At 63.6% G+C, this 25,328-nt stretch carries 28 protein-coding genes; 10 read left to right on the top strand and 18 right to left on the bottom strand.

The window, feature by feature from the left end; all coding sequences use genetic code 11:
• Positions 1 to 126 precede the first annotated feature (126 nt).
• A complete protein-coding gene (locus A9K65_RS06920) occupies positions 127 to 615 on the top strand; it encodes a DUF1036 domain-containing protein (RefSeq protein ID WP_064993271.1) in 489 nt (162 codons plus the stop codon).
• On the top strand, positions 612 to 2,048 hold the full coding sequence (gene pyk, locus A9K65_RS06925) for a pyruvate kinase (RefSeq protein WP_013529204.1): 1,437 nt from the start codon (positions 612 to 614) through the stop codon (positions 2,046 to 2,048). Before A9K65_RS06920 ends, pyk begins: the two co-directional genes overlap by 4 nt.
• Before the next feature lie 43 nt (positions 2,049 to 2,091).
• Here pyk and A9K65_RS06930 read toward each other — a convergent pair whose 3' ends face one another.
• The 3 genes from A9K65_RS06930 to ykgO form a co-directional block, all read right to left on the bottom strand.
• On the bottom strand, positions 2,092 to 3,156 hold the full coding sequence (locus tag A9K65_RS06930; protein ID WP_064993270.1) for an alpha/beta hydrolase: 1,065 nt from the start codon (positions 3,154 to 3,156) through the stop codon (positions 2,092 to 2,094).
• A gap of 153 nt (positions 3,157 to 3,309) precedes the next feature.
• Entirely contained in the window at positions 3,310 to 3,915 is a 606-nt protein-coding gene (locus A9K65_RS06935; protein WP_064993269.1) for a hypothetical protein, read from the bottom strand.
• Between the two features lie 112 nt (positions 3,916 to 4,027).
• Positions 4,028 to 4,153, bottom strand: coding sequence for a type B 50S ribosomal protein L36 (gene ykgO / locus A9K65_RS06940; RefSeq protein ID WP_006203764.1), 126 nt, complete (start codon positions 4,151 to 4,153; stop codon positions 4,028 to 4,030).
• Positions 4,154 to 4,394: 241 nt separating this feature from the next.
• On the opposite strand from ykgO, the gene A9K65_RS06945 reads away from it, so the two are divergent.
• A complete protein-coding gene (locus tag A9K65_RS06945; protein ID WP_064993268.1) occupies positions 4,395 to 4,817 on the top strand; it encodes a lysozyme inhibitor LprI family protein in 423 nt (140 codons plus the stop codon).
• A 6-nt stretch (positions 4,818 to 4,823) separates the two neighbouring features.
• Here the strand turns inward: A9K65_RS06945 and A9K65_RS06950 are convergent, their stop codons facing one another.
• From A9K65_RS06950 to A9K65_RS06990, 9 genes are all read right to left on the bottom strand, one after another.
• Positions 4,824 to 5,903, bottom strand: a complete 1,080-nt coding sequence (locus A9K65_RS06950; RefSeq protein ID WP_064993267.1) for a 5-(carboxyamino)imidazole ribonucleotide synthase — start codon at positions 5,901 to 5,903, stop codon at positions 4,824 to 4,826.
• The gene (gene purE, locus A9K65_RS06955) at positions 5,900 to 6,397 is read right to left on the bottom strand and encodes a 5-(carboxyamino)imidazole ribonucleotide mutase (RefSeq protein ID WP_063169171.1); all 498 of its coding nucleotides are present in this window, start codon (positions 6,395 to 6,397) and stop codon (positions 5,900 to 5,902) included. The genes A9K65_RS06950 and purE overlap by 4 nt, the downstream gene beginning before the upstream one ends.
• 102 nt (positions 6,398 to 6,499) lie before the next feature.
• On the bottom strand, positions 6,500 to 7,393 hold the full coding sequence (locus A9K65_RS06960; RefSeq protein WP_064993266.1) for a ribokinase: 894 nt from the start codon (positions 7,391 to 7,393) through the stop codon (positions 6,500 to 6,502).
• Positions 7,390 to 8,265, bottom strand: a complete 876-nt coding sequence (locus A9K65_RS06965) for a MurR/RpiR family transcriptional regulator (RefSeq protein WP_013529211.1) — start codon at positions 8,263 to 8,265, stop codon at positions 7,390 to 7,392. The genes A9K65_RS06960 and A9K65_RS06965 overlap by 4 nt, the downstream gene beginning before the upstream one ends.
• On the bottom strand, positions 8,262 to 9,230 hold the full coding sequence (locus A9K65_RS06970; protein ID WP_064993265.1) for an ABC transporter permease: 969 nt from the start codon (positions 9,228 to 9,230) through the stop codon (positions 8,262 to 8,264). The genes A9K65_RS06965 and A9K65_RS06970 overlap by 4 nt, the downstream gene beginning before the upstream one ends.
• A gap of 9 nt (positions 9,231 to 9,239) precedes the next feature.
• Positions 9,240 to 10,754 (bottom strand): sugar ABC transporter ATP-binding protein, encoded by a 1,515-nt coding sequence (locus tag A9K65_RS06975; RefSeq protein ID WP_027162481.1) that lies wholly within the window; start codon positions 10,752 to 10,754, stop codon positions 9,240 to 9,242.
• Positions 10,755 to 10,822: 68 nt separating this feature from the next.
• Positions 10,823 to 11,875 (bottom strand): substrate-binding domain-containing protein, encoded by a 1,053-nt coding sequence (locus A9K65_RS06980; protein WP_024502965.1) that lies wholly within the window; start codon positions 11,873 to 11,875, stop codon positions 10,823 to 10,825.
• Between the two features lie 41 nt (positions 11,876 to 11,916).
• Entirely contained in the window at positions 11,917 to 12,906 is a 990-nt protein-coding gene (locus tag A9K65_RS06985) for a TIM barrel protein (RefSeq protein ID WP_064993281.1), read from the bottom strand.
• A 393-nt stretch (positions 12,907 to 13,299) separates the two neighbouring features.
• Entirely contained in the window at positions 13,300 to 13,503 is a 204-nt protein-coding gene (locus tag A9K65_RS06990; protein WP_013529216.1) for a DUF465 domain-containing protein, read from the bottom strand.
• 239 nt (positions 13,504 to 13,742) lie between these two features.
• Between A9K65_RS06990 and A9K65_RS06995 the strand changes: the two genes are divergently transcribed.
• From A9K65_RS06995 to A9K65_RS07010, 4 genes are all read left to right on the top strand, one after another.
• Positions 13,743 to 13,922 carry a YdcH family protein gene (locus A9K65_RS06995; protein ID WP_013529217.1) on the top strand — a complete coding sequence of 60 codons (180 nt, stop codon included), beginning with the start codon at positions 13,743 to 13,745 and terminating at the stop codon, positions 13,920 to 13,922.
• A gap of 334 nt (positions 13,923 to 14,256) precedes the next feature.
• The gene (gene ispG, locus A9K65_RS07000) at positions 14,257 to 15,510 is read left to right on the top strand and encodes a flavodoxin-dependent (E)-4-hydroxy-3-methylbut-2-enyl-diphosphate synthase (RefSeq protein ID WP_024502967.1); all 1,254 of its coding nucleotides are present in this window, start codon (positions 14,257 to 14,259) and stop codon (positions 15,508 to 15,510) included.
• A 5-nt stretch (positions 15,511 to 15,515) separates the two neighbouring features.
• Positions 15,516 to 16,370 carry a lytic transglycosylase domain-containing protein gene (locus A9K65_RS07005; RefSeq protein ID WP_013529219.1) on the top strand — a complete coding sequence of 285 codons (855 nt, stop codon included), beginning with the start codon at positions 15,516 to 15,518 and terminating at the stop codon, positions 16,368 to 16,370.
• 150 nt (positions 16,371 to 16,520) lie between these two features.
• Positions 16,521 to 17,273, top strand: coding sequence for a Stf0 family sulfotransferase (locus A9K65_RS07010; protein ID WP_064993264.1), 753 nt, complete (start codon positions 16,521 to 16,523; stop codon positions 17,271 to 17,273).
• 18 nt (positions 17,274 to 17,291) lie between these two features.
• On the opposite strand, the gene A9K65_RS07015 is transcribed toward A9K65_RS07010, so the two are convergent.
• From A9K65_RS07015 to A9K65_RS07025, 3 genes are all read right to left on the bottom strand, one after another.
• Positions 17,292 to 19,631, bottom strand: a complete 2,340-nt coding sequence (locus A9K65_RS07015; protein WP_013529222.1) for a response regulator — start codon at positions 19,629 to 19,631, stop codon at positions 17,292 to 17,294.
• Between the two features lie 114 nt (positions 19,632 to 19,745).
• Positions 19,746 to 20,552 carry a methyltransferase domain-containing protein gene (locus A9K65_RS07020; protein ID WP_064993280.1) on the bottom strand — a complete coding sequence of 269 codons (807 nt, stop codon included), beginning with the start codon at positions 20,550 to 20,552 and terminating at the stop codon, positions 19,746 to 19,748.
• A gap of 146 nt (positions 20,553 to 20,698) precedes the next feature.
• Positions 20,699 to 21,616: a polyprenyl synthetase family protein gene (locus tag A9K65_RS07025; protein WP_024502973.1), complete on the bottom strand. Its 918-nt coding sequence runs from the start codon at positions 21,614 to 21,616 to the stop codon at positions 20,699 to 20,701.
• A gap of 222 nt (positions 21,617 to 21,838) precedes the next feature.
• Between A9K65_RS07025 and A9K65_RS07030 the strand changes: the two genes are divergently transcribed.
• The 3 genes from A9K65_RS07030 (at position 21,839) to A9K65_RS07040 (ending at position 23,558) form a co-directional block, all read left to right on the top strand.
• Positions 21,839 to 22,600: a transglycosylase domain-containing protein gene (locus A9K65_RS07030; RefSeq protein WP_013529225.1), complete on the top strand. Its 762-nt coding sequence runs from the start codon at positions 21,839 to 21,841 to the stop codon at positions 22,598 to 22,600.
• Positions 22,601 to 22,740: 140 nt separating this feature from the next.
• The gene (rpmF, locus tag A9K65_RS07035) at positions 22,741 to 22,923 is read left to right on the top strand and encodes a 50S ribosomal protein L32 (RefSeq protein WP_008834724.1); all 183 of its coding nucleotides are present in this window, start codon (positions 22,741 to 22,743) and stop codon (positions 22,921 to 22,923) included.
• A gap of 233 nt (positions 22,924 to 23,156) precedes the next feature.
• On the top strand, positions 23,157 to 23,558 hold the full coding sequence (locus A9K65_RS07040) for a hypothetical protein (RefSeq protein WP_013529226.1): 402 nt from the start codon (positions 23,157 to 23,159) through the stop codon (positions 23,556 to 23,558).
• A gap of 263 nt (positions 23,559 to 23,821) precedes the next feature.
• On the opposite strand, the gene A9K65_RS07045 is transcribed toward A9K65_RS07040, so the two are convergent.
• The 3 genes from A9K65_RS07045 to A9K65_RS07055 form a co-directional block, all read right to left on the bottom strand.
• On the bottom strand, positions 23,822 to 24,253 hold the full coding sequence (locus A9K65_RS07045; protein ID WP_013529227.1) for a heme-binding protein: 432 nt from the start codon (positions 24,251 to 24,253) through the stop codon (positions 23,822 to 23,824).
• Between the two features lie 164 nt (positions 24,254 to 24,417).
• Positions 24,418 to 24,651: a hypothetical protein gene (locus A9K65_RS07050; protein WP_027037125.1), complete on the bottom strand. Its 234-nt coding sequence runs from the start codon at positions 24,649 to 24,651 to the stop codon at positions 24,418 to 24,420.
• Between the two features lie 77 nt (positions 24,652 to 24,728).
• The gene (locus A9K65_RS07055) at positions 24,729 to 25,250 is read right to left on the bottom strand and encodes a helix-turn-helix domain-containing protein (protein ID WP_024502975.1); all 522 of its coding nucleotides are present in this window, start codon (positions 25,248 to 25,250) and stop codon (positions 24,729 to 24,731) included.
• Positions 25,251 to 25,328: the final 78 nt, after the last annotated feature.

Raw genomic sequence — 25,328 nt, forward strand, 5'->3', positions numbered from 1 at the left:
GCGAATTGTGCGCCGGAGCCTTTCTAAATCGATTGGAATTGGACAAAACGGTGCGTTGACATGCGCCCGGACTTTTCCGAAAAGGGGCGCAGAGAGATGCTGATGTGGTTTTTGAGGGGTTTTCGGATGAGTTCCGCCGGCGGGCAGCGCATGCGCTCTGCCTTTGCCATGCCGCTCCTCACTCTTGCCATCGGCCTGTCGGCCATGGTCGTGGCTTCGCCGGCGCGTGCCGATTTCCGCGTCTGCAACGCCACGCAGAACCTGGTTGGCGTCGGCATTGGCTATCGCGCCAAGGCCGGCTGGATCACCGAAGGCTGGTGGCACATCGAGGGATCGAGCTGCAAGACGCTGATCGAAGGGCCGCTGTCATCAAGGTTTTACTATCTTTATGCAGAAGACGCCGAACGCGGTGGACGCTGGGACGGCCCGATCAACATGTGCGTGGCTGAAAAAGAGTTCAAGATCGCAGGCGTAACCGACTGCGTCGCCCGGGGCTTTCAGCGCGCCGGATTCCAGGAATATGACACGGGCGAACAGGCAAGCTGGATGGTCCAGCTGACCGATGAGTCCACAACGGGAGGCGCTCCAGCCACCCCGGGAACAAACAATCAATGAGACGTAGCCGCAAGGTCAAGATCCTAGCCACCATCGGTCCTGCCTCCTCCTCGGAGGAGATGCTGAAGAAACTGTTCGAAGCGGGCGCCGATGTGTTCCGCATCAATATGAGCCATACCGACCATGAACTGATGCGCACGCTGGTCGGACGCATCCGCGCTGTCGAGGAAGCCGTTGGCAGGCCGATCGGCATCCTCGCCGATCTGCAAGGGCCAAAGCTGCGCGTCGGCAAGTTCGCCAACGGCAAGGAAGTGCTGACGCAAGGCCAGACCTTCACGCTCGACGACAATCCCGAGCCCGGCACTTCGACCAGGGTCTATCTGCCGCATCCGGAAATCCTGAGCTCGGTCGAAGCCGGCCATCGCCTGCTGATCGACGATGGCAAGCTCGAGCTGAAGGCGGTGAAGAGCGACGGCAAGTCGATCGTCTGCACCGTCGTCGCCGGCACCACGATTTCCGACAAGAAGGGCGTCAGCCTGCCTGACACCGACCTGCCGGTCGGCGCGTTGACCGAGAAGGACCGCAAGGACCTCGATGCCGTGCTGGCCACAGGCGTCGACTGGGTGGCGCTGTCCTTCGTGCAACGGCCGGAGGATCTGGCCGAAGCGCGCAAGATCGCACGCGGCCGGGCGCTGATCATGGCCAAGATCGAGAAGCCGCAGGCTGTCGCCCGGCTGGCCGAAATCATCGAACTGTCCGACGCGCTGATGGTCGCCCGCGGCGATCTCGGCGTCGAGATGCCGCTCGAGGCGGTGCCCGGTATCCAGAAGCAGATCACGCGCGCCGCACGCCGCGCCGGCAAGCCGGTGGTGGTTGCAACGCAGATGCTGGAATCGATGATCACGGCACCGGTGCCGACCCGCGCCGAGGTGTCCGATGTTTCGATCGCCGTCTTCGAAGGCGCCGATGCCATCATGCTGTCGGCGGAATCGGCGGCGGGTGCCTATCCCGTCGAGGCCGTGGCAATGATGAACCGTATCGCCACCAAGGTCGAGACCGATCCGACCTATGCCGGCATCATCAACGCCCAGCGCTCCGAGCCGGAAGCGACCGGCGCCGACGCCATTTCGCTGGCCGCGCGCGAGATCGCCGAAACGCTGAAGCTGTCGGCGATCATCACCTACACCGCATCAGGCACCACGGGCCTGCGCGCCGCCCGCGAGCGGCCGCAAGTGCCTGTTATCGCGCTGTCGCCGATCCTCAACACGGCGCGGCGGCTGTCGCTTTTGTGGGGCACGCATTGCGTTGTCTCGCCCGACGCCGTCGACCTCGACGACATGGTCAACCGCGCCTGCCGCATCGCCTTCGACGAAGGCTTCGGCAAGCCGGGCGACCGCGTCATCATCACCGCGGGCGTACCGCTGCGGACACCGGGTTCAACCAACATGCTGCGCATCGCCTATATCGGGTCGGACACACAAGTCAGCCGCTAGATTCCTAAAGCGTGTCGGCTCTGAACGGTTCGGGCGACCCGCTTTAGGTCGGCGCGAGTTCGGCCTGCGGTACCTTGATATCGGCGCATCTGCCGGCGCCGTAGGCGTCGCCGGCGATGCGCGCCTCCACGGTCCTGGCCATCGCCTGCAGGTCTATATTCTTGCCGGCGACCTTCTCGATGGCGCCGACGGTCAGGTCGGGCGCGATCCAGTCTGGCTTGTGACCGAGATTGTGCACCCAGACGAGTTCGGCACCGGCTATGTCGCGCGCCAGACCGACCGAATGGATATGTGCATAGACCACCTTGTCGCGATCGCCTGAAATGACCACGGTTGGCGCCTTGATCTCGTTGTAGCGCGGTGCGGCGTCGAGGGCATAGCGATAGAGCCCGGCGACATCGGTGGCGTTGGCGCGAAAGGCTTTTGGTCGCAGCACCAGCGGGATAGAGGCCATTCCGAGATAATTGTCCGGCACCTTGTTGGGCGAGAAAACGCAGGTGGTGGCGTCGGCCATCTGCAGTGTACCGGCCGGATAGGTCAGCGTTTCGGAAAACAGCCAGCCGAGCACCGGCATGGTGGTCAGATCGTAGTACCAGGCGGTTGCGCCGCCCGGCCATGGATGGGTCGCCGGTGCGAGGAAGACCAGTCCAACTGTCTTGTCTGGATGCTCGCGGCCAAAGGCCGATGTCACCACGCCGCCGAAGGAATGGCCGACGACGACAGCCTTCCTGATGCCGAGATGGTCCATCAATGCGGCAATGGTGTTGGCCTGCGCCGACGGGTTCTCGTTGTTGGTGCCGCGACCCGACCAGCCGTGGCCTGGCCGGTCGAAGAACAGCATTTCGGCGCGGCCTTCGAGCAAGGGACGCAGCGGCAGCATCTGGTCCCTGAGATTGGCGCTGGCGCCGTGGATGAAGACGATCGGCGGCAGCTCGGCGTTGGCGGGTGCCGGAACATGGACATAGTGGATGCGGGCGCCGTCGATGTCGGCGAACTCGCCGATCGGCGGATTGCGGCGCTCGATCAGCCATGAGCCGACCCGGGTGACGCCGACAAAGCCGAAGACAAGCGCCATCAGGAAGGCAAGGGCGGCGTAGATCAGGTTCATGGGGGAAGATACGGAGGTGGAGGGGGGTAAGTTGTAGGGGAGTAGGGGAGTAGGGGAGTAGGGGAGTAGGGGAGTAGGCGAGTAGGGTGTGTTCCGCGGGTGCAATCTGCCCCTACGGTCTTACTGCCCTATTCCCTTACTCCCCTAGAGCAATCAAATGCCTTCACCGGCAAGTTCCTCCGAAATCGTGCCGACCTGGTCCTGGGCGCTGCGCATCATCGGATAGATGGCCAGGACCTTTTGCCAAGCCTCGAGCGCCGATTGCTTGTGGCCGGTCAGCGCCAAGATCTGCGCTAGGCCGGACAGCGCACCGAAATGGCGCGGCTCGAGCTGCAGCGTATGGTCGATGTCGGACATCGACTTGCCGTAGTTCTTCATCATAAAATGGACGGTGGCACGTCGGTTCCAGCCTTCGGCATAAGTCGGCTGCAAAGTCACCACCTGGTCGAGGAAATCGAGCGCGACGTCGAACTTCTGGCCCTCGACGGCTTTTTGCGACCATTGCATCATCAGGTCGATCGAGGCGCTGCCGGATTGCGACCACTCGCTCCAGATGTTGCCGGCGATGCGCTCAGCCGCCTTTTCGTTGCGTTCGCGTTTCAAGTCGCTGAACAGCTGATCGAGGCGGGCTTGTTTCGTCGTTGCGGCGGGCGGCGCATCCTGAGTGGACGGCGGCGCGACAGCACCATCCGCCCATGCCGGGCCATAAATGACGCCGGAAACAAGCAGAGATGTCAAAAATGCAAAAAGAATCCGCATCGCCGGACTCTAGTCCCGGGCGAGAGAACGTCAAACTGAATTTGGCGTGAAAAGGCCGGCAGACGGCGACAAGCATCAAATGGGCGGAGGCGACAGCCTCCTGCCCGAAAACTCAGCCCTGACGTGCCTTGTAGCGCGGGGCGGTCTTGTTGATGATGTAGATGCGGCCCTTGCGGCGAACCAGCTGGTTGTCGCGGTGACGCGCCTTCAGCGCCTTGAGCGAATTCTTGATCTTCATGGTCTTGCCTGTCGGTGTGGACCCGGTTGGGTCGAAATTTTAAGGCGCGCCAGAAGACGCGCCTTTGAACTGTGGGTGGCTCATAAACGAGGAGCCTTGTCCCTGTCAACCGCAAGCGTGCTCCATAGCGGCTGTGAATCATCCCTGTCATCAATTATCCGCCATGTCTGCCTTGCGGCATTGCGCGGCCCTGGGCCGGCTGGGATGATGCGGTTCGCCGTGAAATGATTTGGAGACGACTATGCGCCGGATGTTCCTGGCCGCCTGCCTTGTCCTGCTGGCGGCAGCTTCGGTTGCGCGCGCGCAGGAATGCGACCGCAGCGACGACAGCCAGCAAATGATGAACATCTGTGCCGGCGAGGACTACCAGGCGGCCGACGCCAGGCTCAACACGGCCTATCAGAACCTCACCAGCTCGGACGATGCCAACGGCAAGAGATTGCTGCAGGTGGCGCAACGTGCCTGGATCACTTTTCGCGATGCCGAGTGCGCGCATTCCACCGCCGCCAGCGAAGGCGGATCGATCCATTCGATGGAAGTTTCGCAATGCCTGACCAGATTGACCAATGACCGCGTCAAGCAGCTTGCTGCCGCGGCCAATTGCGAGGAAGGCGATGGGAGTTGCGCCAATACAGGGCAGGACGAGAGCGACGACGCGCAGTAGGCAACCTTATGAGGCGCGACGTCTGATCCGAGTGAAATGACCCATCTTGCGGCCGGGCCGCGCTTCGGCCTTGCCGTAGAGATGCAGCATCAGATCGGGCTCGGCGAGAAGCTCCGGGACGCGTATCACATCGTCGCCGATCAGGTTTTCCATCACGCAGTCGGAATGGCGGTCCGGGCCGCCGAGCGGCAGGCCGGCGATGGCGCGGATATGCTGCTCGAACTGCGAAACGACACAGGCGGCTTCCGTCCAATGGCCGGAATTGTGCACGCGCGGCGCGATCTCGTTGGCCAGCAGCGAGCCATCGGCCAGCACAAAGAACTCGACGCCGATGATACCGACATAGTCGAGCGCCGCAAGGATCTTCGATGCGGCCGTTCGGGCTGCTTGCGCCGTCTCCGGCATAATGGCGGCCGGCAAGGTCGATGTGTGGAGAATGCCGTTGCGATGGATATTCTCGGCTGGATCGTAGGCGACAACCGCACCGTCCAGCCCACGCGCCGCGATCACCGATATCTCGCGCTCGAACGGCACGAAGGACTCCAGAATCAGCGGCACATTGCCCATCGCCTCGCATGTGCCGGCAAAACCGCCGGCTTCCATGTTTCGGAAGACGCGCTGGCCCTTGCCGTCATATCCCATGCGCCGGGTCTTCAGGATGCCGCTGCCGTCGAATGCTTTCAGCGCCGCCGCCAGCTCGTCATCATTGTCGACGGCGTGGAAATCGGCGGTGGCAATGCCGATGCCGTTGAGGAATGTTTTTTCGTCCACCCGGTCCTGCGCCACTTCCAGCGCACGCGCCGGCGGATAGACCGGAACCTTGGCCGCCAGCGCGCTGGCCGCCGCGACCGGGACGTTCTCGAACTCGTAGGTGATGACGGAACTCGACGCTGCCAGTTCGGCAAGGGCGGCCGGGTCGTCATAGGCGGCTGTTATCTGCCGGTTGGCGACCTGTGCGGCCGGGCAATCCGCTTGCGGCTCCAGCACCACGGTGCGGTAGCCGAGGCGGGCGGCAGCAACAGCCAGCATGCGGCCGAGCTGGCCGCCGCCAATGATACCGATGGTCGATCCGGCGGGCAGGCTCACGGCGTATCCGTCGGTTCAGCCGCGACCTTGGCAGTCTGCGCGGCGCGCCAGGCATCCAGACGGACGGCAAGGCTGTCGTCGTTCAGGGCCAGCACGGCGGCGGCCAAAAGGGCTGCGTTGGCGGCTCCAGCCTTGCCTATGGCCAGCGTTCCAACGGGAATGCCGGCTGGCATCTGGACGATGGACAGCAGCGAATCCTGCCCGGAAAGCGCTTTCGATTCCACCGGCACGCCGAACACCGGCAATGGCGTCATCGCCGCCGTCATGCCGGGCAGGTGTGCTGCACCGCCGGCGCCGGCGATGATCACCTGGTAACCGGCCGCCTTGGCGCCCTTGGCGAAATCATAGAGCCGGTCCGGTGTGCGGTGCGCGGAGATGATGAGCCGCTTGTGCGGGATGCCAAGTGCTTCCAGCGTTTCGGCGGCATGGCGCATCGTCGCCCAGTCGGACTGGCTGCCCATGATGATGGCGACGTCGGCGCGTTGATCGTCCAAGTCCGTGTTCCCCGGCGACAAAGGCGCGCCTTAGCGGAATTCGCACGAGGCCGCAAGGATAGGCGGCCGCTGCTGCGGTCTGGCAAGACGGAAACCAGCCGGTCAGATGCCGTCGCGCTCGGCCTCTGGCGTCGAGACCAGCAAGGCCGAAGCCGCGTTGGCGGCGGTGATGGCCGCCCGCATGGTCTGCCCACGGGCAAGTCCCGCGGCCAGCGCGCCAACGAATTCATCGCCGGCGCCATGCGTGCTGGCGACCTTGACCGGGATGGCGGACAGCGCAAAGGCCTCGCCGCTCCGGTCGCAACAGGCGACGCCTTCGCCGCCCGCCGTGACGATCGCCACGGGATAGAGATCGGCCAATAGCCGTGCGGCTTGCGCGGCCCCGTCGAGTGTCTCGACCACTGCTGTGCCAGCCAGGAATTCCGCCTCGATCGCGTTGACCACCAATATGTCGACCAGGGCGATCAACTCCTCGGAGAGTTTGCGCGCGGGGGCCGCGTTGAGCACGACGCGACCGCCCCGTGCCTTGACTGCGCGTGCGGCGGCAATGTTGGCGGCTTCCGGCACTTCGTTCTGCAGCAGGAGCACCGCCGTCTGTCCCACCACATCGGAAGCAGAGGCACTGTCGGCATGGCCCAGTGTCAGATTGCTGCCCGAGACGATCACCGCGCCATAGTCGCCGCCTTGGTCGAAGATCGCCACGCTCATGCCGGAGCCGGCGCCAGCGGCCACCCGCACGAAGCGGCGGTCGACCTTGGCGCGATCGAGATTGGCCAGCAACGCCCGCCCGAAATCATCGTCGCCGACGGCGCCGATCATCGCCGCATACACACCGGCCCGCGCCGCCGAGACGGCCTGGTTGCCGCCCTTGCCACCGCATTTGGGGTGCCAGGCATGGCCGGTCACCGTCTCGCCCTTGCGCGGGCGGTCGGGCGCGTCGACCATAATGTCGTAATGCAGGCTGCCGAACACGGTGACCAGCGGCGTTGTCGTCATGAGCCCCGGTCTTTTCGTTTCGATGTCACCGCCGACATGGTGCGGCCGAGATTGCGCTCCGCCGCCTGATAGTCGCGCTGCGCCACCGCGACGAACAACGCGTCGAGAATGTTGAGCTGGGCAATGCGGGCCGCTGCGTTCTCGCCCATCAGCGGCGAGCCCTGCGCGGTCGAGCACAGAACGATATCGGCGACGGCGGCCAGGGGCGAGTTGTCGTAATTGGTGATGGCCAGCGTGCGGGCACCGTTCTTGCGAGCCAACTGGATGGCGTCGATAACGGCCGACGTGTTGCCCGAATGCGAGAAGCCGACGGCGATGTCGTCGCCGCCGAGCAGCGAGGCCGACATCAGCATCATGTGCGAATCGTCGTAGACGGATGCGCGGATGCCGATGCGCAGGAATTTGTGCGAAACGTCGCGCGCGATCTGCGCCGAGCCGCCGACGCCATAGAAATCCCGGTTCTTGGCACGGAAGAGCAGCTCGGCGGCGCGGTCGAAATCCTCGATGTCGAGGATCGCCAGCGTCTCCTCCAGCGCCTGGATGGAGGTGCGGAACACTTTTTGCACGATCTCGGCCGAACTGTCGTCGGATGACAGTTCCTGGTGCATCTCGGCGGTCGGCAGGCGACTGTATTCGTAGACGGCGGTGCGGAAATCGCGATAGCCGGAAAAGCCGAGCTTCTTGGCGATCTTGACCACCATCGCCTCGGACACGCCGGATTCCTCGGCGATCTGCTTCAGCGGAATGCTCTCGTCGAAGCCGCGCCGGCCGAAGACGGTTTCCACCACCTTCGCCTCCAAGGGAGTGAGATGCGGCATCATCATGCGGATGCGCGGTCCTACCGCTTTCAGGTCCAGCCCGCTCAAGGTCATCCACGCCCCCTCGTCACGCGATCGATAAGCATCGCGGCGAGGATTATAAGACCAGTTGCCAGAAGCTGATAGAAGGACTGGACGTTCATCAGCGTCAAACCGTTGCGCATGGCACCGAGGATGACGGCGCCCAGGATGGTGCCGACGACGCTGCCCTTGCCGCCCATCAGCGAGGCGCCGCCGATGGCGGCAGCCGCGATGGCGTCGAGCTCCCAGAGATTGCCGAGGATGGGTTCGGCGGCGCCCAACCGGCCGATCAGGATCTGCGCGGCAAGCGCCGCCAGCAGGCCTGAGATCATGTAGGCGGCGATCTTGGTGCGGGCAATCGGCACGCCGGCGATGTAGGCCGCCTCCTCGTTGCCGCCGACGGCGAGCAGATATTCGCCGAAGGGCGTCTTCTTCAAAACGACCCAGGCGACGACAGCCACGCAGGCGACGATGACGACCGCCAGAGGCAGTCCGAACAGCGAACCGTTGAAGACGGCGCGAAAGCCTGGGGGCAGGCCGAGGACCGGATTGCCGCCGGTGTAGATCAGCGCCAGTGCCCGATAGGTGCTGAGCGTTCCCAACGTGACGATGAAGGGCTGCAGCCCAACATGGGCGACGAGCACGCCGTTGACGAGGCCGCAGGCAAGACCAATGGCGAAGCCGGCGGCGATGGCCAGCGGAAACGGCACGCCGGCGGCCATCATAGAGGCCGAGATGACGGCCGAGAGTGCCGCCGTCGGCCCGACCGACAGGTCGATGCCGCCGGAGATGATGACCAGCGTCATGCCCAGCGCCAGACAGGCATTGATGCTCGACTGCTGCAGGATGTTGATCAGGTTGCGCTCGGCGAAGAAGCCGGGCACCAGCGCGCCGAACACGGCCAGGATCACGACAAGCCCGATCAGCGTGCCGGCGTCGCGCATGGAAACACCGCGCAGGAATTCGGCTTGGGGCCGCACCAGAGTGGCATCCGACATATCCGTCACCTACTGCCTTGCCGGCTGTGCGGCCGGCGTTTGCGTTTGCGGGATGGCGTGCGCCGCGATCGCCTGTTCTGAGAGATTTGCCCTATCGAGTTCGGCGGCGATGGTGCCGTCGCGCATGACCAACACGCGGTCGGCAAGCCGGATCACCTCGGGCAGTTCGGAGGAGACGACGACCACCGCATGGCCCTCGGCGGCGAGTTCCTCGATCAGATGATAGATCTCCGCCTTGGCGCCGACATCGATGCCGCGCGTCGGCTCGTCGAACAAGAGGATGCGTGTTCCCGCCGCCAGCCAGCGGCCGATGATCGCCTTCTGCTGGTTGCCGCCGCTGAACAGGCGGATCGGCCGGTCGAGCAGGAATGGGCGCAGATTGACGCGGCTCATCTTCTCGGCCGCCACCTGTTTCAACCTGGCGTGATCGATGAGGCCGCGCGGCGCGAACACGGCCATCGAGGCCAGTGCCATATTGCTGGTGATCGAGCGCAGCGGCACGATGCCTTCGCGTTTGCGCTCCTCCGGCACCAGTCCGACGCCGGCGGCAATCGCGTCACGCGGGCTGAAGAACCGTGCCGCCTTGCCGTCGATTGCAATCGTCCCGGCCGTGGCGCGATCGGCGCCGGCCAAGAGCCGCAGCAGTTCAGTGCGGCCGGAACCGACCAGGCCGGCAATGCCCAGCACCTCGCCGCGATGCAGATCGAACGACACGTTGCGCACCTTCGTCGCCGAGGAGAGGCCACGCGCGCTCAGCATGACCTTGTTCGTGGCATGGGAATTATGCTGCTCCTGCGCCAGTTCGCGGCCGACCATCATCGCCACGACCGCTTTCTCCGACAGGTCGTTCAGATCGACGGAATCGACGACGACGCCATCGCGCATGATGGTGGCGCGCCGGCAGATGCCGAACACCTCGTCCAGCTTGTGCGAGACATAGACGACGGCGACGCCGTCGCGGGCGAGGCCGGTGATGACTTGCGCCAGCCGTTCGAATTCGCTCGGCGTCAGGCTCGATGTCGGCTCGTCCATGGCAACGATGCGGGCGCGATCGAGCAGCGCGCGGGCGATCTCGACAATCTGCCGCTGCGCCACCTTCAGGGTACCGAGGGGTGCAGCCGGATCGATGGAGGGATCGATGGCCGCAAGAGCCTCCGCAGCACGGCGCTCCTGTTCGCGCCGAGCGACGAAGATGGCGCCGCGCGTCAGCGGATGGCCTAGGAACATGTTCTGGGCGACGCTAAGGCGTGGTACCTGCTGCAATTCCTGATGGATCATGGCGACGCCCGCAGCGCGTGCGGCGACCGGGTTGGCGAGTGTAACCGGCTTGCCGTCGATGAGGACGCTTCCCGCTGTCGGCGTGTGGACGCCAGACAGGATGCGCAGCAGCGTCGACTTGCCGGCGCCATTTTCCCCGAGCAGGCCGTGGATTTCACCGGCACCTACCGAGAACGACACGCCGTCAAGCGCCCGCACGGCCGGAAACAGCTTGGAAATGCCCTGGAATTGCAGCCGGGGTGACATTGGGTTCTATCTCCGGGCAACGGTGCCGGCGGGAGCGAATTGCTCTGGCCGGCACTCGCCGATTGGCCTTACTGGCCCGCAGCCGCGTCCTCGAGCAGTGCCTTGCGCGCGCCGGCGCCGGAATAGCGGTCGGCATTGTCCTTGGTGATCAGTGCCTGGGGCGTGGCGACGACGCGGGGCAGCTTCTGTCCCGCGACGAGACGCAGAGCAGTTTCCAACGCCACTTCGCCGGTCAGCACCGGGAAACTGTCGACCGTGCCGGTCAGTTCGCCGGCCCGTATGGAGGCATAGGCGTCGGAAATTCCGTCGGTGCCGAAGACCGCAACCTTGTCCTGCAGGCCGGCGGCCTTGACTGCCTCGACGATGCCGAGCGCCATGCCGTCATTGTTGGCATAAAAGCCGATCAGGTCGGGGTGCTGCTGCAGGATGTTGGTGGCCGCATCATAGGAGGTCTGGCGGTCCCAGTTGCCGGGAACGCTGGCGACGACCTCGAACTTGCCTGCCTCGGTGATGGTCGACTTGAAGCCGTCGGTGCGCTGCACGGCGGCATAGACGCCAGCCTGGCCTTCGACGATGGCGACCTTGCCGCCATCCGGACGGTTCTTGATGAACCATTTGGCGACGCGCACGCCATTGTCGCGCTGGACATTGCCGACATAATGTTCGGCCTGCGGGATCACGGCGTCATTGACGTTGACCACCGGCACGTTGGCGGCCTTGGCTTGCTCCATGATCGGCTGCAGATTGGCATCCGTCTGCGGCGAGACGAGCAGCACGTTGTAGCCCTGCGTCACCAGGCCTTCGGCAATGGTGAGCTGGCCGAGCTGGTCGCCCTCGCTTTGCGCTGCCTGATAGACGACGGGAACGCCGACCTTGGCGCCGAATGCCGTGTAGCCCTCGCCCAGCGAGCGCCAGTATTCATTGGTCAGCGTCTTGGAGACGGCGCCTGCCTTGGTGCCTTCGGGCAGCTTGGGGAACGCGCCGAATTTGGCCTCGACCTGCGACCAGTCGATGCGGTCCTTTTCCGTGTCGGAATTGAGCGGCGCGAGGTCGGCCGAAAAGGCAGAGCCGATCGACAGCGCCATCAGTGCGGCGGTAGCCGTGGCAAGCAGAAGTTTCATTGTATTCCTCCCTTGTTGAAAACGATAATGGTGCGCATGCCTCAGCTATCCGGCCCGAGCATGATTTCCTGGATGATGGCCTGCGACGTCACCGCATCCTGGCTGTCCATGGCGGCGGACAGGCGATTGTCCTGCCCCAGCCGGTCGACGACGCGCAGCATGCGCTTGACGGTGGCGATGTTGACTTCGCACTCGCGCACCGGATCGAGCCCGGTCATGTCGGGGAACGTGTCGAAATAGATGGCGCCGGCGTAACCGTCACGGCGAATCTGCCTGAGCAACTCGATGGTCTGCAGCGTGTGCACCGCGCCGACCATCAGGCCGTCGTCGCGCTTGGCGTAGCCGTCGTTCAGATGCACGCCGAGCAGCTTGCTGTGGCGCGCCACCAGGGCCGCGGCAAAGGCCGGCTGTTCGTCGGCATAGAGCACATGGGCGAAATCGAGGGTGACGCCCAGATTGGGCAGGCCGACATCGCGGATCGCCAGCAAGGTCGTCGCCGCATCCGGCATCAGGCTGTAGGAGCGTGGTTCGTTCGGTTTGTACTCAAGGCTGATCTGACAGTCGGGATCATGCGCCGCTACTTCACGAATCCCATCGATTTCGTGTTGCCAAAGCGTCACATAGTCGGCCTGGAAGGCGTAGTCGAAGCCATCCTGGCCGAGCCACAGCGTCATCAGGCTGGCGCCGGCCTCACGCACGGCATCGATGCCGGCTTTGGTCAGGTCGATGGCCTCGCGGCGCACCGCCGGATCCGGATTGGTGAAGGCGCCGAGCTTGAAGGCGGGGTTGGAGTAGTAGCGCATGGCAAAGCCATTGATAGAAAGTCCGAGATCGCTCAGTTTGAGGGCGATTTCCGCAGGCTTTTCACTGACATGGTCGGGAAAGTTGAGGTCGAGATCGGTAAGCCCGCCGACCTTGGCGGCGCGCGCCGCCATCTGCAGCAGCGACGGCTTGCCGGTAAGATCAGGCCATTCGGCCTGCGGCCGCGAGGCAAAGGAATTCAGGCGCGTGGCGAAACGAGTGGCTGTCATGGTCGATCCTTCAATCGTCATGACTTCACATAAATACAAATATTTGTAAAGTTATTGTTTTAAGGATGGGTGGTGAGCTGTGTCGACGGCCGGGGCTGAGCCGCGCGAAGGCGCAGGTTTCCCAGCGGCGTCGCCGGACAATCCGTCAGAACGGTGGGATCACTGACCGGGGAGGACCGTCCTCAGCCGCCGTTTTGCGGAAACGTGCGACGAAGCCGTCGAGTTCGAGGTGCTCCATGTGCGAGATCGCCCGGCAGGACGCGCCGTCGCGGCTAGTGCACCGACGAAAAAGAGCCCAACGATTGACCGGCCAAAGGCACCGTCACACGACCGCGCAGGGAGATGCAGATCGCCGCTGCCTGGCGCTCGAGCGGGATCAGCACATCACATCGTTCACGCAATGATGTCGGGAATGATCTTGTCTTCCAGCGCCATCAGCCGGTCCTTGAGGAACAGCTTCTTCTTCTTCATGCGCTGGATCTGCAGCGGATCGCAGGCCATGGCGATCATCGCGTTGATGGCTGCATCGAAATCGGCGTGTTCCTGCTTCAGGCGGGAAAATTCGAGGCGAATATCGGCCTGTTCCTGATCGGACATTCTCTACCGTCTGCACGTCTGCGGCGCCCAAAGCTGGGCCTGATTGGGCGGGGCCGGGTGTTTTGTCACCGGCGTGCAGCCCATATCACATTTCACAGTGTCGTGGAATGCTACCACGGATCATTCGACATCGCCCGCGGAAGGTGACACACTGTCACCGTGCCGTCACAGAAGCGAACCTGCGGTGGACGCGCCGTGACGGTTGCAATCGAGGAAAACCATGAAAGGGAGAACCAATCATGTCTCTTGCATCCCATCTTGATGAGTTGCAGCGGAAACACGGCGACATCGAACGTGAAATCGATGACGCGATGAATCATCCATCGGTCGACGACCTCGAAATCGTGAATCTTAAGCGACGCAAGCTGGCACTCAAGGACGAGATTGAAAAACTAAGAGGAAAACCGACCACGCATTGATGCCCTCCTGACATAGCCGCTCGGTATCCGCGGCCTCTTTTCCCGGCGGCTCCCCGCCGCCGGCGTGGAGGGTTTTGATTTCCCAGCACCGGTCTGTCAGCCGAAGCTGGACTTGCACCGGCTTAATATCCGCTTCGGCCGTCGCCCGTTTCGCCAGATCATCGATTGTTTTTGGTCGTTGGCGGCGTGCCGATTCCGGCCAGTGGCGACCTGTCGCCATTGACAAGCCATCTTTGCTCCTCCACCTCATGCCCGGACCTCAGCGCATCGGCCCGGGGCGTCGTTGTGCGCCCATGCAGGACACAAGATGCTCCAGAGACAAAAGGCTGCCGGCATGACCGGATATTTTTCCTCTCCTTTCCCCCGCCGCACCTCGGTCGGCGTCGATGTCGGCGGCGTGGTCGTCGGCGGCGGCGCGCCCGTTGTCGTCCAATCGATGACCAACACCGACACGGCCGATATCGACCAGACCGTCGCGCAGGTCGCAGCACTGCACCGGGCCGGCTCCGAGATCGTGCGCATCACCGTCGATCGCGACGAGAGTGCCGCCGCCGTACCGCGCATTCATGAGCGGCTTCAGCGGCTTGGCATCAACGTGCCGCTGGTCGGGGATTTCCACTATATCGGCCACAAGCTCTTGGCCGATCACCCCGCCTGCGCCGAGGCGCTGGCCAAATATCGGATCAACCCCGGCAATGTCGGCTTCAAGGACAAGAAGGACCGGCAGTTCGCCGATATCGTCGAGATGGCGATCAGGCATGACAAGCCGGTGCGCATCGGTGTCAACTGGGGCTCGCTCGACCAGGAGCTTTTGACCCGGCTGATGGACGACAACCAGGACAAGGGTTTTCCGCTGACGGCGCAAGAGGTGATGCGCGAGGCGATCGTGCAGTCGGCCATTCTCTCGGCCGAGATGGCGGAAGAGATCGGCCTTGGCCGCGAGAAAATCATCCTGTCGGCCAAGGTCAGCGGCGTGCAGGACCTGATTGCCGTCTATGCCGAGCTCGCCACCCGCTCCAACCATGCACTGCATCTCGGCCTGACTGAAGCCGGCATGGGCTCGAAAGGCATCGTCGCTTCGTCGGCCGCCATGGGCATCTTGCTGCAGCAAGGCATCGGCGACACCATCCGCATCTCGCTGACGCCGGAGCCGAATGGCGACCGCACGCGCGAGGTGCAGGTTTCGCAGGAATTGCTGCAGACGATGGGGTTCAGGCAGTTCGTGCCGATCGTCGCCGCGTGTCCCGGCTGCGGCCGCACGACCTCGACCGTGTTCCAGGAGCTCGCTCAGAACATCCAGGCAGATCTCAGGAAGAACATGCCGGTGTGGCGCGACAAATATCCCGGCGTCGAGAACCTCAAGGTCGCGGTGATGGGTTGCATCGTCAACGGCCCGGGCGAGTCCAAGCATGCCGATATCGGCATTTCGCTGCCCGGCACCGGCGAGACGCCGACGGCGCCTGTCTTCGTCGACGGCAAGAAGGCGGCGACGCTGCGCGGACCGTCGATCGCGGCGGATTTCGAGAAAATGGTCGCCGACTATATCGAACAGCGGTTCGGTCGCGGCGGCAAGGCCGCGGCAGAGTAGGTCAAATGCAGCGTTTCCTGTGGGCGACGCTGGTCCTGCTGTGTGGGCTAGTCTGGTCGACACTGGCTCAGGCCGATCCGCCGCAATCCGCCAAGCAACGGCTTATCGACAAGGTCTGCAACCTGATCCAGGCGCATGCCGACCAGAATGGTTTGCCTAGGGATTTCTTCGCCCGGCTGATCTGGAAGGAGAGCCGTTTCGATCCCAACGCCGTCAGTCCCGTCGGCGCCGAAGGCATTGCCCAGTTCATGCCGGGAACCGCCAAGATGCGCGGGCTTGCCAATTCCTTCGACATCAATCAGGCGATCCCGGCTTCGGCGAAATATCTCGCCGAAATGAAAACCGGCTACGGCAATCTCGGCCTGGCGGCCGCCGCCTACAATGCCGGCGAGAGCCGGGTGTCGCGCTGGCTCAGTTCCGGCGGTTTCCTGCCGATGGAAACCGAAAGCTATGTGTTCGACATCATGGGCGAACCAGCCGACAAGTTCACCGACCGAGCCTATGCCGGAAGGGTCGAACCGCTCGACGCTAAGGCGGATTTTGCCGTCGCTTGCCGAAAACTGCCGGTGATCATGTCGCGGACCGTGGCGATGGCCTCGATCAACGTAAAGCCGTGGGGCATCCAGGTGGCCGGCAATTTCCGCCGCAGTGCCGCGATCAACCAGTGGCTCAGGGTAAGGAGCCGGTTCCCGGCCCTGCTCAATGGGCACGATCCAGTGGTCAGCCGGGTGCGCACGCCGATCGGCCGGCGGGGTATCTATGCGGTCAGGATCGGTGTCGACCACCGCGCCGATGCAAACGTCATCTGCCAGAAATTGCAAAGCATCGGTGGGGCATGCGTGGTGGTGCGCAACCGGTGATTTGACCCCTGCCGGCAGGGTATTTTGTCTGAGAGAGGCATTTAGAAAGCGACAGCCGTGACGTCGCATCCACCAAGGATTTCAGCTATGGCGGCGGTCATCTTACCAGGAGCGACAGCCCCTGCCTTTGACAAGCCGCGTGGGCACAACATGTTCGATGGATACATTATCTGCGGCACACCGAGGACCGGAAGCACGCTGCTGTGCAAGCTCCTGGCGTCCACCAAGACGGCCGGCGATCCACATTCGTTTTATCGACGCCAGGACGTGGTGGAGTGGGCCGAAGAGTGGAAGCTGCCCGATCGCGCCGCGATGAGCGAGCTCGAATTCGATGCCGCGTATCTCGATGCCGCGATCGCCGCCGGCAAGGGTGGGACCGGCCTCTTCGGCCTCCGCTTGATGCGCGAAAATCTGGATGAGCTTTCGGCGATCCTCGACCGGATTTTCCCAAAACTGCCATCCGACAGAGCACGGTTCGAAAGAGCATTCGGCAATGTTCTCTACATACACCTCTCGCGGGAGGACAAGCTTGCGCAGGCTGTCTCCCTGATCAAGGCAGAGCAGACCGGTCTTTGGCATATCGCTCCCGACGGCACCGAGATCGAAAGGGTCGCACCGCCGAAAGAGCCCCAATATGATTTCGAGCGGATCAGGCGTGAGGTCGAGGAACTCGAGACCTATGATGCGGCATGGAACATCTGGTTCGCTGAGCAAGGCATAACCCCGCTTCGGGTTGGCTACGAGCGCCTTTCGAGCAATCCGGCGGCGACATTGCTAGGCATCTGCGAAGTCTTGGGCGTTCAAGCGCCGAATGCCGATGACGTGAGGCCCGGCGTTGCAAAGCTCTCCGACGACACGAGCCTCGACTGGATGCGCCGCTATCGTCTGGACGCAGCCGCCTGACGCATTGATGGAGGCAGGCTAGGCCGTCTTGGCCACCACGGTCTCGCTGAGCCAGGTGCCGATCTTGGTGCCCAGTCGGTCGGGCGAAACGGGCTTCGGCAGATAGTCGTCCATGCCCGATTCGATGCACTTGTCGCGATCGCCCTTCAGCGCATGCGCGGTGACGCCGATGATCGGTATATGGGTGCCCGTCGAAGTCTCCATGGCCCGGATCGCGCGGGTCGCTTCGTAGCCATTCATCTCCGGCATCGAGACGTCCATCAGGATCAGCTTGGGGCGCAGCGCCCGGTACATCTCGACCGCCGTGCGGCCGTTGCCCGCGATGCGGTAGCTCAAGCCCAAGCCATTGAGGATCTGGCCGAAGACCAGCTGGTTCACGTCGTTGTCCTCGGCAATCAGGATGTCGATCGGTCCGTTCGGCGTGGTTGTCGATTCCGGTGCTGCCGCGACTGGCAGCGCCGGGCCGCGGATGACGGTAAAGGCGGGCGGCGCTGCCGGGGGAGCCTGGACGATCGGTTCGCGGACAAACTGCGCCTTGCCGACCTGCGAACGGGCCTTCTGCACGACCGAAATAACGGTGCCGAGCAGGACCGCAGAGCGCGCCGGCTTCGTCAGATGCGCGGCAATGCCGAAGTCGATGATCATCTTGCCGAAATCGACCTGGTCGACCGAGGTCAGCAACACCACCGGGATGGAGGACAGCCGGCTGTCGGAGGCAATGGCTCTGGCGACGTCGGCGCCGTTCATGCCGGGCATCTGGTAGTCGAGGATGATGCAGTCGACGGCGGCGCCCAACTGAAAGGCGCGATCGAGGAAGGCCAGGCCGACGGCGCCGCTTTCGGCGGCGGCACAGTCGAAGCTCCAGCTCCTGAGCTGCTCGAGCAGGATTTCGCGGTTGACCGGATTGTCGTCGATGACCAGCACGCGCGCGCCGGTGACGTCGACCGGCACGATCTCGTCGCGCGCCGCGGCCTGATGCGCGGGCAGCGGCACCGCGAACCAGAACACCGAGCCGCGGCCGATCTCGCTCTCGACGCCGATCTTGCCTGCCATCAGGTCGACGAGGCGTGCTGCGATGGCCAAGCCCAGCCCCGTGCCCTCGTGACGGCGGGTGGACGAGCCGTCGACCTGCGCGAATTTTTCGAACACGTTCTGCAGTTTCTCGGCCGGTATGCCGATGCCGGTGTCCTCGACGCGGATCTTGAGCTGGACCACGTCGTTGACGATCTCGCCGCCGACGTCGATCAGCACGTGACCCTTCTCGGTGAACTTCACTGCGTTGCCGAGCAGGTTGGTGATGATCTGCCGGAACCGGCCGGCGTCGCCGACGACATGGGCCGGCAGGCGCGGATCGACGCGCACGATCAGTTCGAGGTTCTTTTCGGCGACGCGAGCCGAGACCAGCGTCGCCACGTCCTCGACCGCCTCGGAAAGGCGGAAGGGAGCAGGGTCGAGGGTGAGCTGGCCAGCATTGATCTTGGAGAAATCGAGGATGTCGTTGATGATGGTGAGCAGCGCGTTGCCGGACTTCACGATAACGTCGGTGAAGGTCTTTTGGCGTGGGGTCAGATCGGTCTTGGCCAGCAGTTCAGCCATACCGAGCACACCGTTCATCGGCGTGCGGATTTCGTGGCTCATATTGGCCAGGAATTCCGATTTGGCGCGGTCGGCGGCCTCGGCCTTGAACAGGGATTCGGCGGATTCGGCAAAGGCGCGGCGGATCGCCACTTCCATCGGGCGGAAGATCCAGAAGGCGACGATGGCAAGGGCCGCGAACAGGATGCCGCTGGCCCACAACAACAGCCTGTCGCTGGAGGCATCGGCCAGATGGCGCTCATCATCCATGGCGGTGCGGACGCGAACCAGCATGGGTTGGGCGAACAGGTCATTCTGGTTGCGGATTTCGCGATAGCTCCACTCATCGACCTTCTGCGCCACCGACATCAGGTTGAAATTGCGCACCATGTCGCGCGGCGACCAGAACAGATCGCCGTTAACTGAAGCGGATTGGAGTTCGTCGACGGTCTTGATCGACAGCCGCGGCTTGATCGCCGCAAGCTGGGCGGTCAGCGTCTCGATCTCGCCGGTCAGGCGCTCCGAATGGCCGCGCGCCGATGTGGTCAGGGCATCGCGTGTCTCCGCCCGCCAGGCGGTGCCGGTCGTCTCGGCAAAGCTGGTCGCGTTGCGCAGGTCTCGGGTGAAGATGACGAGATTGCTGCTCAGCGCATCGATGTCGCGGCGAAAGGAATTGACGCGATCAAGCGCAATCACGATGCCGGCGGAAGCCAGCGCGAAGATCAGCAACCCTGAAATATAGCGGATCCGGACCGACCGGATGAAGGACGAATATTCAGGCATGCGCAACCCCAACACATACGCACCATTTTAATGGCCGGGATTACGCTTCATTTACATTAAAATTTCGTTCGTTCGGGCAGGCGAGCCGTGCGAGCCGCCGGATGGACAGCGCGCCTAGGCCGCGTCCACGACGAGGGCGCGGATGCGGCCACTCACCGGGCCTTCCCCGAACCGTTTCCCAAGGGCATTCGCCACGTATCGCGTCACCTCCTCCAGCGAGCCACCGCGCGCCTCGATCTCGGCCCGCAGGGGCGTGCCCTGGCAATAGGCCGTGGCCGCCTCATATGGCGAGGAAGCGGCGCTGACGGCATCCAGCGGCTCTATGGTGATGTTACGGAAGCCGGCGGCATGCAGGTCGGCGCGGATGACGTCCGCATCGTGATAGCCATGCGGTGTCCTTGCCATGAAGCGAGGCGGATCGGCCGGGAAAAAATGGCCGAGCGCCCGCGTCACCTCATCGGCAAACTCGTTCTCTTCGATGGCACCCCAGACGTTGAACAGGAAGTGTCCGCCCAGCCGCATCACGCGCCGAACTTGCCCGTAGGCGCCCACCCGATCGGGGAAGAACATCGCGCCAAACTGGCAGGCCACGGCGTCGAACTGTGCGTCCTCGAAGGGCAGCGCCTGAGCATCGGCCTGCTGCCAGGTGATGCGAGGATCGTCCACCATCCGCGTGCGTGCGTGGTCGAGCATGGGCTGGTTGAGGTCGGTGACCACGATGCGCGCTTGCGCCGGCAGCTTTGCTGCGAGCGCACGTGTCACCACACCGGTGCCCGCCGCCACTTCGAGCACCGATTGCGGCCCGAGCTTCGACACCCACTCCGCCAGATCCCGCGCATATGGCTCGAAGATCAGCGGCACCATCGCCCGGTCGTAGATCTCGGGAATGGAACCGCTGAACAGCTTGTCGGTGGTCGACATGGCATCCTCCAACTCTTATCCGCACCGCGTGCTTGCCGTGCGGATGTCAATCCTCTGCCTCGGCAGGCTTCCGCTCAAGTTCTATTTCAGAACCGGCCGGCGGGGACGTGCGTGCAATCAGCTCGATGTTCCGGCTGGCACCAACCTTAGCTGTTACGCGCCGCCACGAATGTCGCCGCTTCTTTCAGCAACTGGGCATCGTCACCATAGGGCTCAAGCAGCGCATGCGCCTGTTGGACGAGGCCGTGAAGCTGGCCGCGTGCCCAATTTGCACCATGCAAGGCCACCAGCGTCGCCTTGCCGGCGGCGGCGTCCTTGCCGGTCGCCTTGCCCATCTGGCTGGCGTCGGCGGTCAAATCGAGCAGGTCGTCGGCAAGCTGGAAGGCAAGACCGATCGCCGAGCCGAATTCGGCCAGCCGCTCGCGGTCATCGGCCGGGGCGCCGGCGATGAGGGCGCCTGCCTCGCAGGCGAAGCGGATCAGCGCGCCGGTCTTCATCGCCTGCAGCCGGATGATGCCGGCCTCGTCCGGCGGCGTCTGTTCGGCTTCGAGATCGAGCTTCTGGCCGCCGACCATGCCGCCTGCTCCGGCGGCGCGGGCAAGCGCCAGCACCAGGGCTGCCCGCCGCTCCGCCGGCAGCGCGGTCGACTCGCCGGCAATGATGTCGAAGGCCAGCGTCAGCAGGGCGTCGCCGGCCAGGATCGCGGTCGCCTCGTCGAAGGCCTTGTGCACGGTCGGCTGGCCGCGACGCAGGTCGTCGTCGTCCATGGCGGGCAGATCGTCGTGGATCAGCGAATAGCAATGCACGCATTCAAGTGCGGCGGCGACACGCAGTGCCGCCTCGCCGTCGGCGGAAAAAAGGGCGGCACTTTCCATGACCAGGAAGGGCCGCAGGCGCTTGCCGCCGTTCAGCACGCCATGGCGCATCGCCGCCATCAGCCGGTCCGGCCGGGCGATCTCGCCCGAAAGCGCGCGGTCGTCGAGCAGTCGCCGCAGCAGCACCTCGACGGCGGCTGCCCGCCTGATCAGCGCCATTTCGAACGCCATTTGGTCGTCATTCGTCATGGCCGGGACCGGTAGCCGACACTCAGACGTTGCGCAAGAAGGCAAGCGCCATTATGCCGGAGCAGTATGAGCCCGTTCGGAAACTCTACTCCTGCGGTCATCTGAGGGCGTTTTCTGCGCTTCCGGTGCTTGCGTACTCTATTGTACGCTCCGCTCCGGTTCTCGAAAACACCGTCACATGGCTCACAGGAGCGCGTTTCAAAACGAGCTCTCTGGAACGGGTTGGGCGGCTTGGCGGAACCGATCGTCGATCATGAAACCGAAAAGCTGGACATGGCGACGAGATCGCGGGGCGTAAACCGCCGTGGTCTCAAGCGCTGGGTCCGGCGCGGCATCGTCGTGGCCGCGGTGCTGGCCTTGATTCCGGTCGTGCTGACATTTCTGTACCTGCCGTTCTTCGTGCATCCTGTCTCGACGCTGATGCTGAAGGACCTGGCGACCTTCTCCGGTTACGACCGCCGCTGGGTGTCGATCGACGACGTGTCGCCGGTGCTGGCCAATTCCGTCATCATGTCGGAGGACGGGCAGTTCTGCTTTCATCGTGGCGTCGATCTCGGCGAGCTGAGAGGCGTCGTCGACGATGCGCTGGCCGGCGAAGCGACGCGCGGCGCCTCGACCATCACCATGCAGACGGTCAAGAACCTGTATCTCTGGTCGCGGCCGCTGGGCTCGGTGCGCAAGGTGGTCGAATTGCCGCTGGCCGTCTATTTCGATGCGGTGATGTCGAAACGGCGCATCATGGAAATCTATCTCAACATCGCCGAGTGGGGGCCGGGCATCTACGGCATCGAGGCCGCGGCACAGCACCATTTCGGCGTCTCGGCAAAACAGCTGTCGCGACGGCAGGCCGCCCTGCTTGCGGTCTCTTTGCCAAATCCGATCGCCCGCAATCCGGCCAAGCCCGGGCCTGGCCTGAGGCGGCTTGCCAATCTGATCGAGCGGCGAGCCGGCCGCTCGGGCGCCTATGTCGGTTGTCTCCGCTAGCCGATCCAAAAAAATTCGCGCCAGTGCTGGCCAAAACGGTACAGGGCGTGTATAGGCACCCGACTTTCTCAGATTTAGGCCCCGACATGGCCCTTTCACGAGGGCGGGCGGGGCTTTTGACCATGTAGTGGAGCATATCCATGGCCGTTCCGAAACGTAAAACCTCTCCGTCCAAGCGCGGCATGCGCCGCTCGGCCGACGCCCTCAAGGCCCCGACCTATGTCGAGGACAAGAATTCCGGCGAAATGCGCCGTCCGCACCATATCGACCTGAAGACGGGCATGTATCGCGGTCGCCAGGTGTTGACGCCCAAGGAAAGCTGAGACCAGCCTTCCAAAGGTTTGAATTCCAAAAGGACCGGCCAGTGGCCGGTCCTTTTGCGTTTGGGGGGCGGGGTAGCGCGCATCTCGACGCGTGGGCGGCAATCGTTGCAGGCAACCGGCTGACATTGTTGTTGCGTGCGGTCTTCGACCGTGTTCAACGCTGCCATCGAAACATCTTGACGGCGTGCCTGTGGCGCATTCTACAAAGGATTGCCCCCACATGGAGACGCCAGATGTTCGGTGCCATTCCGCTGCTGATCGTGCCTTTCGTGCTCTACAATCTCGGACTGCTGGGAATATTCGGCAGCGGTGACGATCCGTGGGCAAGCGAGGTCTTCTCATTCAGCATGATGTCGGGTGGCGTGTTCTCGATGACGCTTGGCGACCTGATGGTGCTGATCGGGCTGATCTTCCTGTTCCTCGAAATGGCGAAGTCGGTGCGCACCACCAACGCCTCGATCATGGACCATCTTCTGTCGACGCTGGTCTTCGTGGCCTTCCTGGTCGAGTTCCTGCTGGTGAAGGGTGCGGCCCATTCCGTCTTCTTCACGCTGATGGTCATCGCGCTGTTCGACGTGCTGGCCGGATTCGCGGTGTCGATGCGGTCGGCCAGCCGGGACATCAATTTGAATTAGGTCCCCGGCGCGGAAGGCGGAAGTTTGACGGGCGCTTGCGCTGACAGTTGGCGCAAACGCCCCTAACGTCGTCATCCCAGGGCGTAGCAAGGAGCGTAGCGACGCGGCGCAGACCCCAGGGTCCAAGCCGCGACACGTGAGCGTTTCAGCGGTCCAGAATTCTGCTCCGCTGCACTCTACGGCTGATGTTACGGAATGGATCCTCGGGTCTGCGCGACGGAGCCTCGCTCCTGCTCCGCCCGTGGATGACGAAGTTCCCGACCTCACCCCGGATCGGCGGTGAAACCGGCGGCCTCGATGCCGGCGATTGCCGCGGCTTCGTCATTGTCCGACGTGTCGCCTGAAATGCCGACGGCGCCGATGATGGCACCGGCCTTGTCGCGGATCAGCACGCCGCCGACGACCGGCAGCACGCGCCCGCCCGAGACGTCCGAGATGCCGGCGACGAGATGCGGGCGCTCCTTGGCGAAGGCCTCGACTTTGCGCGAGCCCATGCCGATGGCGAGCGCACCATAGGCCTTGCCGGCCGACATTTGCGGACGCAGGAACGACGCGCCGTCCTGGCGCTGGAAGGCGACCAGATGCCCGCCGGCGTCGAGCACCGAGACGCCGAGCGGCTTGAGCTTGAGATCGGAGCCCTTGGCAAAGGCGGTTTCGATGATTTGCCTGGCTTTTTCGAGCGGCAGTGCGGTCATGGCGGTCTCCTGTTTGAAACGCGTCGATCATCGATCGTCGGCGGGCGAGATAACATCCCCGTTCCGGTTGAAATTGCTTCGCGTGAAAAGGCAGGATGGAAAGCAGCCTTCGCCCGCTCATCCGGATAAGCGTTGCCGCTTGTATGGCTCCAGACGTGGCTGGGCTACTTCTTCTTGGCGCGGGCCGGCTTCTTGGCGGGTTCCGCCGGCGCGTTGGCGAGGTCTTCCGCTTCCTTGGCGAGACGCAGTGCCCGCAGTTTATTGGTCTTGGCCTGGCGGGCGTCGCTCTCGGCGACGTATTCGGCCATCGCCTTCTGGCGGACGGTTGCCGCCTCTTCCTGCTTCTTGAAGCGCAGGTCGGCGCGTGCGCGGGCAGCATCCCGAGAGTTCTCAACCAAGACCTTATCCAATCCCGTGAATTGTGATTTTCCGCTTCTTCTAGCAGAGCCGGCCCCAAAACGGGAAAATAAGTTGGTTACGCGGCCGGGCTGGCGGCGAGGGCCTTGCTGGCAACCACCGCCTCGTAGGCGGCCTGCAAGGTCGCGCGGACAGAAAGGCCAGACATTGTATCGAGCGGCATGCCGAGATGCTCGTGCCGCAACTCGTCCATGAATTTGTCCCACATAGGCTGTCCGCCCTTTTCCAGAAGTTCGGCGCGGATCGACAATTCGTCGCTGACCGGCAGCCAGACGCGGCCCCAGGCGCCGAGATGGGCCAGGATCGGAACCAGCGTGATCGCCATCTCGGTCAGGCTGTAAATCGCCTTCTGCTTGTGCGAGGGATCGTCGGCCTTGGTCAGCATGCCCAGCTCCATCAGGCGCTTCAGCCGGTCGGCGAGGATATTGGAGGCGATGCCTTCCATCGATCCGTTGAGCAACTCGCGAAAATGGCGCCTGCCGCCGAAGATCATGTCGCGAAGGATGATCAGGCTCCAGCGGTCGCCGAAGACTTCCAGCGACAGATTGATCGGGCACCCGGACCGGCGATCCATGCTCATGAGATTTTTCTCCAAAACCGGTTGCATTATCGTATCAGTTTTATTATCGTGCAACCGATTGCAAAATGCAATCAGTTT

This window comes from Mesorhizobium sp. WSM1497, assembly GCF_001672455.2.
GTDB lineage: Bacteria > Pseudomonadota > Alphaproteobacteria > Rhizobiales > Rhizobiaceae > Mesorhizobium > Mesorhizobium ciceri.

Bases quoted from the DNA above. Each gene is read 5' to 3' on its own strand.
- A9K65_RS06920 (WP_064993271.1), top strand. From the start codon at position 127: ATGAGTTCCGCCGGCGGGCAGCGCATGCGCTCTGCCTTTGCCATGCCG.
- pyk (WP_013529204.1), top strand. From the start codon at position 612: ATGAGACGTAGCCGCAAGGTCAAGATCCTAGCCACCATCGGTCCTGCC.
- A9K65_RS06930 (WP_064993270.1), bottom strand. From the start codon at position 3,156: ATGAACCTGATCTACGCCGCCCTTGCCTTCCTGATGGCGCTTGTCTTC.
- A9K65_RS06935 (WP_064993269.1), bottom strand. From the start codon at position 3,915: ATGCGGATTCTTTTTGCATTTTTGACATCTCTGCTTGTTTCCGGCGTC.
- ykgO (WP_006203764.1), bottom strand. From the start codon at position 4,153: ATGAAGATCAAGAATTCGCTCAAGGCGCTGAAGGCGCGTCACCGCGAC.
- A9K65_RS06945 (WP_064993268.1), top strand. From the start codon at position 4,395: ATGCGCCGGATGTTCCTGGCCGCCTGCCTTGTCCTGCTGGCGGCAGCT.
- A9K65_RS06960 (WP_064993266.1), bottom strand. From the start codon at position 7,393: ATGACGACAACGCCGCTGGTCACCGTGTTCGGCAGCCTGCATTACGAC.
- A9K65_RS06965 (WP_013529211.1), bottom strand. From the start codon at position 8,265: ATGACCTTGAGCGGGCTGGACCTGAAAGCGGTAGGACCGCGCATCCGC.
- A9K65_RS06970 (WP_064993265.1), bottom strand. From the start codon at position 9,230: ATGTCGGATGCCACTCTGGTGCGGCCCCAAGCCGAATTCCTGCGCGGT.
- A9K65_RS06975 (WP_027162481.1), bottom strand. From the start codon at position 10,754: ATGTCACCCCGGCTGCAATTCCAGGGCATTTCCAAGCTGTTTCCGGCC.
- A9K65_RS06980 (WP_024502965.1), bottom strand. From the start codon at position 11,875: ATGAAACTTCTGCTTGCCACGGCTACCGCCGCACTGATGGCGCTGTCG.
- A9K65_RS06985 (WP_064993281.1), bottom strand. From the start codon at position 12,906: ATGACAGCCACTCGTTTCGCCACGCGCCTGAATTCCTTTGCCTCGCGG.
- A9K65_RS06990 (WP_013529216.1), bottom strand. From the start codon at position 13,503: ATGTCCGATCAGGAACAGGCCGATATTCGCCTCGAATTTTCCCGCCTG.
- A9K65_RS06995 (WP_013529217.1), top strand. From the start codon at position 13,743: ATGTCTCTTGCATCCCATCTTGATGAGTTGCAGCGGAAACACGGCGAC.
- ispG (WP_024502967.1), top strand. From the start codon at position 14,257: ATGACCGGATATTTTTCCTCTCCTTTCCCCCGCCGCACCTCGGTCGGC.
- A9K65_RS07005 (WP_013529219.1), top strand. From the start codon at position 15,516: ATGCAGCGTTTCCTGTGGGCGACGCTGGTCCTGCTGTGTGGGCTAGTC.
- A9K65_RS07010 (WP_064993264.1), top strand. From the start codon at position 16,521: ATGTTCGATGGATACATTATCTGCGGCACACCGAGGACCGGAAGCACG.
- A9K65_RS07015 (WP_013529222.1), bottom strand. From the start codon at position 19,631: ATGCCTGAATATTCGTCCTTCATCCGGTCGGTCCGGATCCGCTATATT.
- A9K65_RS07020 (WP_064993280.1), bottom strand. From the start codon at position 20,552: ATGTCGACCACCGACAAGCTGTTCAGCGGTTCCATTCCCGAGATCTAC.
- A9K65_RS07025 (WP_024502973.1), bottom strand. From the start codon at position 21,616: ATGACGAATGACGACCAAATGGCGTTCGAAATGGCGCTGATCAGGCGG.
- rpmF (WP_008834724.1), top strand. From the start codon at position 22,741: ATGGCCGTTCCGAAACGTAAAACCTCTCCGTCCAAGCGCGGCATGCGC.
- A9K65_RS07040 (WP_013529226.1), top strand. From the start codon at position 23,157: ATGTTCGGTGCCATTCCGCTGCTGATCGTGCCTTTCGTGCTCTACAAT.
- A9K65_RS07045 (WP_013529227.1), bottom strand. From the start codon at position 24,253: ATGACCGCACTGCCGCTCGAAAAAGCCAGGCAAATCATCGAAACCGCC.
- A9K65_RS07055 (WP_024502975.1), bottom strand. From the start codon at position 25,250: ATGAGCATGGATCGCCGGTCCGGGTGCCCGATCAATCTGTCGCTGGAA.